A 13288-nucleotide genomic window follows, 5' to 3' on the forward strand; every position below is an offset into this window, starting at 1 on the left:
CGCAAATACATGTATGACAACCATAATTATAGAAGACGAGAAACCATCTGCAAGACGCCTACAACGTATGCTAGATACTTTAGGAGTAAAGGCAGAAACTATGTTGCATTCTGTAGAAGAATCGATTGCTTGGTTTCAAAATAATGCGCATCCAGATCTTATTTTTTTAGATATTCAGTTAAGTGACGGATTATCCTTCGAAATTTTTGAAAGCATCGATATTCAATCTGCCGTTATCTTCACTACAGCTTATGATGAATACGCTTTGCAAGCCTTCAAATTAAATAGTATCGATTATTTATTAAAACCTATTGATGATGAGGATTTAGCCAAAGCAGTTGCCAAGTACAAAACGCGAATCCCAAAACAACAAAAGGTTACTTTAGATTTTGATGATATTAAAAAATTATTAGTGAATCCGATAGAACGAGAATACAAAAAAAGATTTTCAGTAAAAGTCGGGCAGCATTTAAAACTTATTAATATTGAGGATATTGAATGTTTCTATAGTGAAAATAAAGGCACGTATTTATATACTACAGAAGGAAGAAACTATTTGCTAGACACTACCTTAGAGCAATTAGAAAACGAATTAGAACCACAGCATTTTTTCCGAATAAACAGAAAATTCTTTGTAAACATTCATGCCATAAAAGATATGGTAAGTTATACCAATTCGCGTTTACAGATCAAATTAAATTCCTTTAACGAACAAGAAGTAATTGTTGCAAGAGAGCGTGTTAAGGATTTTAAAAATTGGTTGGAGTAGTCTAAATATCGGCAAAATACTTTTTAACCTCTATCCGATTTTGTATATTTGTGTGTGGTAGCATTTCAATTAACATATAGAGAAGAATTAAATACTACATTTTTAAGGTTGCAAGACAAACTAAATCTTTTAAATGCGGCTAGGCCTTTACCTAATGCTTCCTTAAATAGTATTAGAGAATCTTTACTAATAGAATGGACCTACAACTCTAATAGTATAGAAGGAAATACTTTAAATTTACGCGAAACACAAATGGTTTTACAAGAAGGTATTACTGTAAAAGGTAAATCTTTGCGTGAGCATTTTGAAGCAAAAAATCATGAACATGCTATAAAGTACTTGTATGGTTTGGTAAAACCTGCTTACAAAATGACTAGTAAAGACATATTATCTTTACACGCTTTGATATTAAGAGTAATAGAAGATGATTTTGCTGGTAGATTACGCAATGCTTCTGTTCGTATTTCTGGCGCAAATTTTATTCCGCCTAATGCACGTAAAGTTCCAGATTTACTGGATAATCTTGTTGATTTTGTGAATAAAAATCCTTTACAGCTAAACGCTATTGAGTTGGCAACTGTTTTTCATCATCAGTTTGTACATATGCATCCTTTCTTTGATGGTAATGGTAGAACGGTTCGTCTTGCTATGAATTTACTTTTAATGAAAGTTGGTTTTCCTCCTGCAATTATCTTAACAACAGATAGAAAAAAATACTACGAAGCTTTAAACCAAGCGAATAAAGGTAAATATCTTAAACTTATGTTACTCATGTGCCAAGCTGTGGAGCGTAGTTTAAATATTTATTTAAGTGCTGTTCCTAATAATGATCAAGACTACGAAGCAATTTCAACTATTATTAAAGAACCAGATGTGCCTTATGGTCAAGAGTATGTTAGTTTATTAGCTAGACAAGGTAAAATAGATGCACATAAAGAAGGAAGAGTTTGGTATACAACTAAAGATGCTATTTTAAATTATATTATAAATAGAGAACGTAAACGTTAATCCTTTTCAATTCTGTTCTCATCAAAAGAGCTTGGTAATAATTTAGGAATAAATTTAATTACTAATGGCAATAGTAGTGCACCGCCAGGAAGCATAAATATAGCCAAACTAGGTATCGATTTAAAAATATCTAATAGTTGTTCTTGAACCTTTTTTTGCTCTTCTTCATTTAAATCTCTAACCGTAGATTTAGAAATTAATAGCATGAGCTCTTTACTTTCACTTAATTCTTTTTGCAAACGTTTGCTATTTCTAGATATTAGCTTGCTTACCATTTTACTGGAGTTATCGTAAAAGGTTTTTACAATATTTTTAGATTCAAATAATACGATTTGATCTTTATAGGTATGGAAAAAATTAGTGATAGACGCTTTAGCTTCGTTAATCGTTTGCTGGTCTAATTGTAAATCTGCACCTAATTGGTTTAAAAATCCGTGTTCTTTTTCATCAATAGAGGCATCTGTCCAAGTTGCCATACAAGCCATGTCAATGATGTATTGCGCTTCAAATTCACTATTAATAAAAGATATTGCTTGATTATAAGTACTGTTATACTTTTTTTGATAACGTAAAGATTGTTCAAATAGCTTAATTAAACTAGTGTCATATTCGCTCTTGGTTTGTTTTGCATTCAAAACACATAGAACAATAGTTTCAAGTGCAGATTCTAAGTTCTTTATATAGTTTACGGTTATTGTTTTATTCTTTAAATAATGCTTGTAGGCAAGTACATCTATATAAAGTAGTGCATTTGTAATAAAATAATTAAAGCTTTTAGAGATGAGGTTATCTTCTATTAAAACACGTTTGTGAATTATTTTCTCTAACAGTCCTGCAGATTTTTTTTCTCCTAAAAGTTCTTTAAAGTAGGAGGTTTTATATTCTTCAATTTCCGTATAGAATTCTATAATACTATCGATGAAGTTTCCCGAATTATCTAGTTTTTTATGTGAAAAATATAAAGCTAAAAAGAGGTTTGTTTTACAAATTTCTTCATTTGAAAAATCGCTTTTGTCAAATAAATTTTCAATTATAATAACATTATTCCCATAAATAAAACCACTTTCTCTTAGCGATAAATAAAACGCATTACTAGATGCGTTTTCTATAGTCTTATTGGCTTCTAACGTTTTTAGTAGCTTATTTATCCAGCCATTTGCCGATGGATTCATGGTCTTCCTATTAAGTTAGTGTAAAGATAAATTTTTCTGACAAACTAAAACGATTTAAATTTTTTTAAAACGGACTTTATCTTTTTTTTATAGGTATGGTTGAGAGTTAAAAATTTAATTAAATAAAAACCTCATTATTATGAAAAACACTAAAAGTTTTCACGAACAATTTTAATAAGGTTAGTAAACAAATAAAAAATATTGTTGAAATTGGCGCTTTAGCAATAGCTGGTTTCTTATAGTCCCAAAGATTACATGGATGCTTCTTTAGAAGTAAGAGGTACAGCAGATATTACATATTTCAACACATTTCAAGTGAAAGAATAGATAATGTGCAAGAGATGGTAATATGTGTTTCTTTGTACCAACTGTAGGATTGCATAGCAATGTTGAAACAATGGGAACACAATAATTTATTTAGGAAAATCTATTTATGACAAAACACAATGGAATGGATGACCATTTTGTTTTAGGTAGTTTTTATACCCAAAAGAAAGTCTTTGTCTATATAAATTATTTCGGTATATTAATGCATAAAATTCGTTCTCCCGAAAGCAATCAAGAGAACGAATTATATTACTTCAAATAATTACGTAATCCTATTTGGTTATGAATCCGTATTTATTTTCAAAACCCTGACAATGATATTTAAAACCTATTACCACCAGCTTCTTATGTTGTAAGTAACTTTTGGTTGATTTTTAGCATTGGCAACTCCAATATCTCTAGCTGCTTTAATTATGCTATTCTCTTTCTCTACTTCGTCTTCATATTTTTTCATTTTGAAATCCCATTCTCTTTGATCCAACTCTTTAATTCTTTTTCCAATGAGTTTAGATAAATTCACTCCTTCTTCATAACAATTAGAATCCGGATCAATTAATGATAAATGAGTAGAAGCTATATTTGCAGAATTAGTATCTAGTCCAGTATTCCAAGCATTTTTGGCATTAGTTAAATGCAGCTGACACTCGTAATCCATTTTTTCTTTATATACAATAGCAACTTCATTCATTGCAGTTTCATAACATTCTTTAGTTACTTGTGGAATTTCCATAAGTTTATAAATAGCGCCATCGTAATCCTTTTTGCTTTTTGAAACTTCGGCATCTTTTAAGATAAAGTCACATTGAGAATTGTAAAATTCTATAATTTCGGTTTTCCCTTGATTAACAAAATCTTTAAAAATTGGATTTCTTGCTTTAATTTGTTTAATAGCTGAAATATAGGCTTTAGTATCACTTGTTCCAACTCCTTTTACTTTTATAGTTTCTGAAGAGAATACCGTTCCTTTAATTCCGTCTCCAATATAAAAATAGACATCTAGAGTGATTACCACTTTTCTTGGTGGTCCAGGAAGCACTTCTTTGAATAATAGAGAGACATTAGGAGTTATTATAAACCTAGAGTTTCGCGTTCCTCCCAAACCATTTATTGAAGTTATTTGGCTTAGCTTGTTTTCTAATAAATTTTTAGCTGAAGCGGGTAAACCATCTATTTGATCTGACACATAAGTAGAGAGCTTTACTCTGCCTATATCATCTGTTTTTCCTAAAGAATTCTGACTAAAGGAATAGGAGAATAGTAGAAAAAAGATTAATGTATTTAAATAATATTTCATAGTTAATGTTTGATTATTTAGAGCCCAAATAAAGCGTTGCTTCACCTAATCCACTAATAGTTAATTTATTTATAATCCCCATATCTTTAAGATAAGCGCTTAAGCCTTTAGCCCAAGTTCTGGCATCCATTCCTCTAATTTTTCCATTTCTCTCATAAGTCATAGGGATTCTAACTTGTTCAAAATTCATCATTGTAGCCTCGGCATCCATTGTTGTATATGATCCATTTACACAGTTGTCATTTAACCAATTTTCGATTAAAAAGCCTAATTCATCATCTCCAAAATCTTCAGATTCTAAATCGTATTCCCAATCATCCCAAACACGAATTCCCAAATTAACTTCTCTACCTTTATCAAACCATCCATCAAAGGTAGTTTGTAAGCTTGCTAAAAACTTGTCAATTCTAGAACTCACAGCTTCTTCTAATAATAGAGGTAATGGACTAGAAAAGTCTGGAGCTCCTGTACCAGAAGTTTCTGCTATTTGTTTTCCTGTATAAGCATCTAGACCTCTTAAAATAAAAGTAACTTGTTTTTCAAGTCCATTATCATTAATTGCCCAACTCATTTCAAGAATGATATCCGCTTTAGCTGTTTTTTTAAGAGCATCAACAGGTGTTTCAGAAACTTCTGCTCCAGTGTTTTTTGAAGCTCTTAATTCTTGTTCAGCGGCTTTAGCTTCTACTTTTTTTAGTTCTGCAGATAAGTCTTTCGCGCTAAATCCTCTTTCACTTAATAAACCATTAATTTGAGTAATCACTAAGGCCAAATCACTATTACGTTGAAGTGCCATTTGATACAATGGAATATCTTTAATTACACCTTGATTGTTAATCGTTTGTGTGTATCCGTTTTCAAAGCACCAAGTGTCTGCTGGCACTACCATAAGAGTTGGTTTTTTAGCTTGAGAAAACGATACGTTTACCGCTAATAGAGTGATGATTATTACTAATGTTTGTTTTTTTAATTTCATTTTATATTAGTTTTAAAAACCACTATCCAGTGATTTTATAATGTTTTCATTTTCTAGTGTTTTTCTTAAAAGAGCAACGTTTACAGTAACTAATGTGCCAATTCTGTATTCTTTTTTACTTACTTTTATTCTGTCTGTTACACCATCTATTACGTTAACATATTTACTAAAATTATTAAGGTCTTTTTTGCCTTTACTTTCAAAAAAAACATTAAAAAATTCTTCAAATTCCGTTTCTAAGTTTGGAGACCTTGCTAATGCTGGTTTTTGGGTACACTTGGTACCTTGTGCATTAATTCCTTGAAATATAACAGCATGAACAGCGTTTTTAGAAGCTTGTACTCTGGCAATACTTTCATCTCTTAATATTGAAAAGACTTTAAGCGTGTATACTCCTGCTTTCGCTTCTCCAATACATTCAATATCATAATTCCATTTAGCAGTTTCTGTATCTGCTTTTTTCTTATTTCTTCTAGACTGGGCATTTGTTGTTCCAACTGTAAAAAATAAGATCGCAATAAAAAGTAATGTCTTTTTCATGATTATTGAATTTGTCTGATTAACATTCCTGAAGCTAAATTCTTTACTTTTCCTTTAAAAAGGGTTTTACCTAATTCTTTTTCGTCACTAGCTCCATAACGGTTATCCCATATTTGCTTTTTGTCCACTTTAATAGTTGCAATTTTCTTGTATGTTACATCATTAGTTTCATTGTTCCATATCTCCTCAAGGACCTCAAAGCTTTCGCCTCCTTCTAATCCTTCTTTCATGCCTATTTTAGAATAAATTTCACCATCTTCAATTAATATTGGAGACTTGGTTTTAAACACATCATATTTTTTTTGAAGTTTGGTATATACCATATCTATGTTTCGAATGGTAGACAATTCAATAATCTGTTCTTCTGTTCTTTTTTCTTTTAATGAAAACGTAACTAGACTTCTAGCATTTTCTTTTCCAATAAATTCAAAATTCACATCCAAAGAAGCAAAGTTTACATCTTCACCATTTCTTTTAGTCTTAATTAGGTTTGCTAAATCGGCCCAAGACTCATCTGTCCAATCTAAACGATATAACCATGCTGTAGTCCAAACTGAGTATCCTTCTTTTGTTTTGTCATATGCTTTTTCAGAAGCTTTTAGAGCTAAAGTTTTAGCCATTCCTGGTAATTCATTTGCAGCGACATCGGCAGTTTGTTTAATAGCTAAAGCTATTGGTTCATTTGAAACAAAATTCATTTTTGTAAAAACTACAAAAGTGTTTTTTATTAAATATTTTCCAGAGTTTTTAAGTTCATTGGTTCCTCTACTAGTGGTGTTTGCTTCAGATATTTCTTGTGCACTAGCACTGTAAATCCCTCTATCTTGAATAAGTTTCATTGGGTTATAGTTCTCTTCACCAAAATGATCGAGATTAAACCATTTAGAAACTAATTCAAAAGGAAGTTTTTTTGATTTAACAAATTTGTCAATTTCATACTGTACTTCTGAGTTATCTGTAACAGCACCAGAAGTAGCACTAGAGGCAGCATCAGATAAAGCGCTACCAATCATTTGATTCGTTTTACTTTTGCTGATACCAAGTTCTTCTCTTTCTTCATCTGTTAGAGAATATTCAGATCTGTTAAAAGAATTTAATTCGACTCTTTGATCATTATATTTATCAGGGAATGGCCAAGCTTCATAATACTTAGCAACTACATCTGACTTTTCAAAGCTTTCGCCTATCACTAAAACGTTGTGCAGGGAACTTCTTTGGTATTTTTTTTCTTGTATTTTAGTTTTTTGAGCCGATATTCCTTGGATGGCGCATACTAATAGGGATAGAATAATAATGTTTTTTTTGTTTTTCATCTTGGTTGTTTAATTGATTATAACGTATTTGAATAAGGTTAGTGAGAGGCTGTTATACATAGATTTTGCGAAGAACCTATGCAAAGTGAGGTAGAGCAAAATAGCATGGAACAAACGAACAGTTATTTTTGATTTAAGATTAAATTGAAAGTGATTCTATAGGTGATAAATCGCTTATTTTTATTGTATTTAAAATATATCATTTGGTGTTTTGGCTTTATTTTGCTGCATAGCAAATTAAAGAGAGTTCATAGGAAATCCCTTACGGTTTCCCGTATTGTAACCATTTTTAATCAAATGTTTATTGTAGTTTATTGAAAGTCAGGGAGTTCTTTTTTTTAAGGAACGAGTTTTTTTATGTATCCGTTATAAATATAGTAGCAGATACTTTAGGTTATAGATGGATTATGCTCGTTTTTATACAAATAAATATTGCGATATTTTTAGATAATCCATTATCGGTAAATTGGTTTGTAAAGATGAAATTAGAGAAAAATATAATAGATGTTGAAGGTATTTGTGAGCATGAATTACTTAATAATTGTCTTTATAGAATTTGAGGTATATCTAAGGTGATATCTTGAAATCCCTAAAAATAAAACAGAAAAAAGAGCACTATAATTATCTCAAACAGTATTGCAATAATCAATCTTTTTAATTTAGGCACTAGTAAGTACTGTTTCTAGGGGAACAACTTGAACAGCATTTGATTAAAATGTGATAATAGAGTTATGCATACGGTAACTATACATATTGTGTGATTTCTCAAAGGTTTATTCATTCCTATCTTGAAATTTAGAAACCAATAGGTTTAATTGTATTTAGTATTATTTAATGTAAATCTTAGTAAATATTTTAAATAAAAAAAAGCACAAAATTGTGCTTTTTTTTTATTTAAAATTGTGGTTATTCTTATTCTATAATTCCTCCACAACTTATGCGTCCACCAGCGTTTCCTGTTGGCTGACCATAGTCATCTGCTCCTGCATGAACAATAATTGCTTTTCCTAAAATATCTTTGTTTGGGTCTCCGCAACCTAAACACCACTCCTTAGTAGAGAACTCTAAATATGCTCTACCATTTTCTTCCGCAGTTATATTACCAATATCTCCTTTGTGGTATCCTGCGGCATCTCCCCATTTTCCGTGAGGTTGTGCAGTTGGGTTCCAATGTCCTCCAGAAGAAGTGCCATCTGCAGCAGAGCAATCTGCTTTTTCATGAATATGCATGGCGTGTGTTGTTCCTGGATCCATTCCTTCAACAATAGCTACCATTCTAATTTTACCGTCTTCTTCCGTAAAAGCAATATTTCCTTTTACTTTACTACCGCTTTTTGGCTCTAGTTTCATCTTCACCTTTTTAGCAGTCATTGCCTTGGTGGTTCCAGTTTCTTGTTTCACTCCCTTTTTACAACCAATTGCAAAAATGACACTTAAGGCTAAAATAAAAATGGTACTTCTTTTCATTATTAAAGGGGTTTTATATGAAATACTAAAGTTAGTATATATTTCAGTAATAACAAATTACAATTGGGATGGTTTTACTATTTTATTTATCTCTTAAATAAGTGCTGATTTCTATATCCACATCTTCCCATGTTTTGCTAACACCATCAGCTCCTTTATGAAGGTCAAGACACACTTTGTTTAAGGTTTCTAAAGCATTTAAAGCATTCCATTTTTTAAGATCCATTTTTGCTTTCATGGTAACTCGTCTTTCTTCAGCAATGCTTACATCTAAAGGTAAATCTTCCGTAACGCCATTCATGGTTATAGTAGCACTATAATTTCCATTATTGTATTTTATAATACCTTTTATTAAATCGGTATTTAGCATAGCTCCAAAGAAAGAAGCTTTCAATTTAGCATCTCTAGTGTCATCTTTAGTAAATAAACTGCTTACTGGAATAGAAAACTCTAAATTATTTAAAGCTTCTTCCGGTGTTGCACCAGATTTTTTTTCAAAATTTAAAGTCGCAAATTCGCCACCAACAGGTACTTTTTTTGTAGTTTTAAATGCAGTCCATTTTACAGAAGTTCCTTCTGGCTTTATAATAAAAGAACTAGTTGCTTCCGTAGGCACTATTACTTGTGTCTCTGTTTCTTTTTTTTCTTCTTTACAAGAAGTAGCTAGTAATGAAGTTACTGCTAATATTGTTAGAAATTTTGTAATTTTCATAATTAAATTTTAAATGTTTCAGTAAAGTTAAGTAGATAAATGGGTTTCTGCAAGTACTTACTAAATTCTTAATTATAGCAATTATTATTAACATGATATATGTCATATTTTAAGATACATAACCTCTGTAATTTTGGAGAAGAATTTTTAGGTATGGCAAATTCACTAGTTAATAAATATAATATTCCAGGACCTCGTTATACGAGTTATCCTACGGTTCCTTATTGGAATAATGATACTTTTTCATTAAAATTGTGGAAAGCTTCATTAATACAATCTTTTAAAGAAAGTAATGATACGGAAGGTATTAGTTTATATATTCATTTACCATTTTGCGAAAGCTTATGTACCTTTTGTGGTTGCAATAAGCGCATTACTAAAAGACACGAAGTAGAATCACCATATATTACAGCTGTTTTAAAAGAATGGGATTTGTATTGTGCGCTTTTAAAAACAAAACCAAATATTAAAGAATTACATTTAGGAGGAGGAACACCAACGTTTTTTACTCCACAAAATTTAGAGCGATTAATAAAAGGTATTGTAAGAAAAGCTACGCTTGCTGAAAATTATGAATTTAGTTTTGAAGGACATCCTAACAATACAACCAGAGCGCATTTACAAACGCTTTTTGATTTAGGATTTAAACGTGTAAGCTTTGGTGTACAAGATTATAATGAAACCGTTCAGAAAGCAATACATAGAATACAACCTTTTGAAAACGTAAAACGAGTTACAGAAACGGCGCGAGAAATTGGCTATACCTCCATAAGTCATGATATTATTTTCGGATTACCATTTCAAACCGAAGCATATGTAGAAGAAACCATTAATAAAACCAAATTATTAAAGCCAGACAGAATTGCTTTTTATAGTTATGCACATGTACCTTGGATTAAAGGAAACGGGCAACGTGGTTATAAAGATAGTGATTTACCAACTCCAGAAAGTAAAAGAAACCAATACGAGTTAGGTAAAAAAATGCTATTTGAAGCTGATTATGTAGAAATAGGGATGGATCATTTTGCATTGCAAACAGATACTTTATACCAAGCAACAACCAATAAAGAATTGCATAGAAACTTTATGGGGTATTCATCCTCTAAAACACAAGCTATGATAGGTCTTGGAGTTTCTTCCATCAGTGATAGTTGGTATGGTTTTGCACAAAACGTAAAAGGTTTAGAAGAATATTACCATTTAATAGACGAAAATATTATTCCTGTGTATCGCGGACATATATTAAATGAGGAAGATTTAATTATTAGAAAACACATTTTAAATTTAATGTGTCAATTGGAAACTTCTTGGTCACCAACCGAAAATTATTTTTCAGAGTTACCGGATACACTAATAAAATTAAAAGAAATGGAACAAGATGCACTAGTTGAAATCTTTTCCAATAAAATAATAATAACAGAAAAAGGAAAACCCTTTGTAAGAAATATTTGTATGGCTTTCGATTTGCTTTTGCAACGTAACAAGCCAGAATCGCAACTATTTTCAATGACCATTTAAAACCAAAAAATCATGAAAAAAATTATTGTACCAATAGATTTTTCTGAACATTCAGAATATGCCTTAGAAACCGCTGCTGTTTTAGCTAAAAAATATGATGCAGAAATTTTAGCATTACACATGCTAGAACTTTCTAATGCGCTTATTTCTAATGCGGAAAATATGCAACAAGAAGAAACTGTTTTCTATTTAAAACTTGCTGAAAAAAGGTTTCAAGAGTTTTTAGATAAAGATTATTTAAAGGATGCTAAAGTAACTCCGTTGGTAAAGCATTTTAAAGTTTTTAGTGAGGTTAGTGAAGTAGCTAAAGAACACGATGCAGATTTAATTGTAATGGGTTCTCAAGGAGCGAGTGGATTGAAAGAAGTACTTATTGGTTCTAATACAGAAAAAGTGGTAAGACATTCTGATATTCCTGTTTTAGTAATTAAAGAAAATCCTATTTTAACAGATTTTGAAAACGTAATTTTTGCTTCCGATTTTTCTAAAGATGCAATAAAACCATATTTAAATGCTAGTAAAATGATGGAAACATTAGATGCTAAAATGCATTTGGTATATGTAAATCTTCCAGATAATCAATTTAGAAGTTCTACGGAAATAGAAAAACGTGTGGCAACCTTTTTAAAAGAAGCCGAAGGTAATCTGGATAAAATGAAACAGGTCGCTTACGTAAATGATTACTCTATTGAAAAAGGGGTTTTAAATTATTCTAATATTATAGGTGCAGATTTAATAGCAGTTGCAACGCATGGTAGAACTGGATTAGCACATTTTTTTGAAGGTAGTATTTCTGAAGATATTGCAAATCATTCTACTTTACCAGTGATGACATTTAAAATTTAACAGAAATTAATTTCTAGTATTTTTTCTAGAAAATGGAATTAAAAAATATAAAACTTTCACTTTAAAGAGGTCTTATAGTTAGTTAATTAAATTTTTTAAAGTGAGTAAATAGCCAAACCTAGTTTGGCTATTTTTATGTTTAATTTTAATTAAGACAATTTCATCTTAAATATGATAAATGTCATATTTTAAAAGAAGCTTTCTTGGTAATTTTGGAGTATTAAAATAATCAATGAACAAAAACAGATGAAAACAACACTAAAATTATTGATGGTATTATTTGTAACACTTCTAGTAAGTTGTGGAGGCAAAGAAGAAAAGAAAAAAGAAGGATTCTCTTATCAAAAAAAGGCAACAACAGAAAAAACTACAACGCCTAAAGCAGAAAAAGTTCCAGCATCTAAAAAAATAGATTTATCTAATAAAGGTGTCGGTCCAATTAAATCTGTAACACTTGGAGCAGAGGTAGATCAAGCAATGGCTACACATGGTGCAGATGTTTACAAAAAAATGTGTACAGCTTGTCATAGAGCAGACAAAAAATTTATTGGTCCAGCACCAACAGGTATTTTAGAAAGACGTACTCCAGAATGGGTAATGAATATGATTTTAAATCCAGAGCAAATGGTAAAAGAAGATCCATTAGCAAAAGAGTTATTAATGGAGTTTAATGGTGCACCTATGGCAAACCAACATCTTACAGAAAAAGAAGCAAGAGCTGTTTTAGAATATTTTAGAACCCTTAAATAAATCATTATGAAACCAATCCAAAACTTCTTACTTGTTTTTGCAACTTTAGCTTTAGTAAGTTCTTGTAAAGACAATAATCAAAGTACTTCTGCCACAGATACCGAAGTGAAAACGGAAGTAACATCACAAAAAACAGGGCAAGCCTTTATTGAAGGAGACGTTGGTACAACCGTTTTAAGTGTCGCTATGGGTTCTAAAGACCATACAACGTTAGTAGCTGCTGTACAAGCTGCACAATTAGAAAATGCTTTAGTAAATGCAGGACCATTAATGGTGTTTGCGCCAACTAACGAAGCGTTTGCAGCTTTACCAGAAGGTACGGTTGAAAATTTATTAAAACCAGAAAACAAAGATGCTTTGGCTAATATCTTAAAGTATCATGTAACTCCTGGTAACTATTCTAAAGACTTTTTAAAGAAATTTAAAAAACTAGGACAAGCTAATAATGACTATGTAAAAGTGGAAGTTGTAGATGGAGAACCAATGATTGGAGGAGCAAAAATATTAGGAAGTGTAAAAGCTGGAAACGGAATTGTACACATCATTGATAAAGTTTTATTACCTCCAACTGATTAATTAAAACACTAACTAAAAAT

At 30.9% G+C, this 13288-nt stretch carries 13 protein-coding genes; 6 read left to right on the top strand and 7 right to left on the bottom strand.

Annotated features, from left to right (window positions below; translation table 11 throughout):
* Window positions 1–13: 13 nt before the first annotated feature.
* Entirely contained in the window at window positions 14–769 is a 756-nt protein-coding gene (locus tag FG167_RS11630) for a LytTR family DNA-binding domain-containing protein (protein ID WP_055442415.1), read from the top strand.
* Between the two features lie 54 nt (window positions 770–823).
* Window positions 824–1777 (top strand): Fic family protein, encoded by a 954-nt coding sequence (locus FG167_RS11635; RefSeq protein WP_203458422.1) that lies wholly within the window; start codon window positions 824–826, stop codon window positions 1775–1777.
* Here FG167_RS11635 and FG167_RS11640 read toward each other — a convergent pair.
* From FG167_RS11640 to FG167_RS11670, 7 genes are all read right to left on the bottom strand, one after another.
* The gene (locus FG167_RS11640; protein ID WP_203458423.1) at window positions 1774–2949 is read right to left on the bottom strand and encodes an LETM1-related biofilm-associated protein; all 1176 of its coding nucleotides are present in this window, start codon (window positions 2947–2949) and stop codon (window positions 1774–1776) included. The genes FG167_RS11635 and FG167_RS11640 overlap by 4 nt on opposite strands.
* Before the next feature lie 658 nt (window positions 2950–3607).
* Entirely contained in the window at window positions 3608–4570 is a 963-nt protein-coding gene (locus tag FG167_RS11645) for a hypothetical protein (protein ID WP_203458424.1), read from the bottom strand.
* Between the two features lie 13 nt (window positions 4571–4583).
* Window positions 4584–5546: a DUF6175 family protein gene (locus FG167_RS11650; protein ID WP_203458425.1), complete on the bottom strand. Its 963-nt coding sequence runs from the start codon at window positions 5544–5546 to the stop codon at window positions 4584–4586.
* 12 nt (window positions 5547–5558) lie between these two features.
* Window positions 5559–6086, bottom strand: coding sequence for a hypothetical protein (locus FG167_RS11655; protein WP_055442411.1), 528 nt, complete (start codon window positions 6084–6086; stop codon window positions 5559–5561).
* Window positions 6087–6088: 2 nt separating this feature from the next.
* The gene (locus FG167_RS11660) at window positions 6089–7399 is read right to left on the bottom strand and encodes a hypothetical protein (RefSeq protein WP_203458426.1); all 1311 of its coding nucleotides are present in this window, start codon (window positions 7397–7399) and stop codon (window positions 6089–6091) included.
* 912 nt (window positions 7400–8311) lie between these two features.
* Entirely contained in the window at window positions 8312–8866 is a 555-nt protein-coding gene (locus tag FG167_RS11665; RefSeq protein ID WP_203458427.1) for a superoxide dismutase family protein, read from the bottom strand.
* 82 nt (window positions 8867–8948) lie between these two features.
* Window positions 8949–9578 (bottom strand): YceI family protein, encoded by a 630-nt coding sequence (locus FG167_RS11670; RefSeq protein ID WP_203458428.1) that lies wholly within the window; start codon window positions 9576–9578, stop codon window positions 8949–8951.
* 153 nt (window positions 9579–9731) lie between these two features.
* Between FG167_RS11670 and hemN the strand changes: the two genes are divergently transcribed.
* From hemN to FG167_RS11690, 4 genes are all read left to right on the top strand, one after another.
* Window positions 9732–11096, top strand: a complete 1365-nt coding sequence (gene hemN / locus FG167_RS11675) for an oxygen-independent coproporphyrinogen III oxidase (RefSeq protein ID WP_203458429.1) — start codon at window positions 9732–9734, stop codon at window positions 11094–11096.
* A gap of 12 nt (window positions 11097–11108) precedes the next feature.
* Window positions 11109–11942: a universal stress protein gene (locus tag FG167_RS11680; RefSeq protein ID WP_203458430.1), complete on the top strand. Its 834-nt coding sequence runs from the start codon at window positions 11109–11111 to the stop codon at window positions 11940–11942.
* Between the two features lie 246 nt (window positions 11943–12188).
* A complete protein-coding gene (locus FG167_RS11685; protein WP_203458431.1) occupies window positions 12189–12692 on the top strand; it encodes a cytochrome c in 504 nt (167 codons plus the stop codon).
* Window positions 12693–12698: 6 nt separating this feature from the next.
* Complete coding sequence (locus FG167_RS11690; protein WP_203458432.1) at window positions 12699–13268, top strand: fasciclin domain-containing protein; 570 nt, start codon at window positions 12699–12701, stop codon at window positions 13266–13268.
* Window positions 13269–13288 lie beyond the last annotated feature (20 nt).

The sequence above is a fragment of the Lacinutrix sp. WUR7 genome, from assembly GCF_016864015.1.
Taxonomy (GTDB): domain Bacteria; phylum Bacteroidota; class Bacteroidia; order Flavobacteriales; family Flavobacteriaceae; genus Oceanihabitans.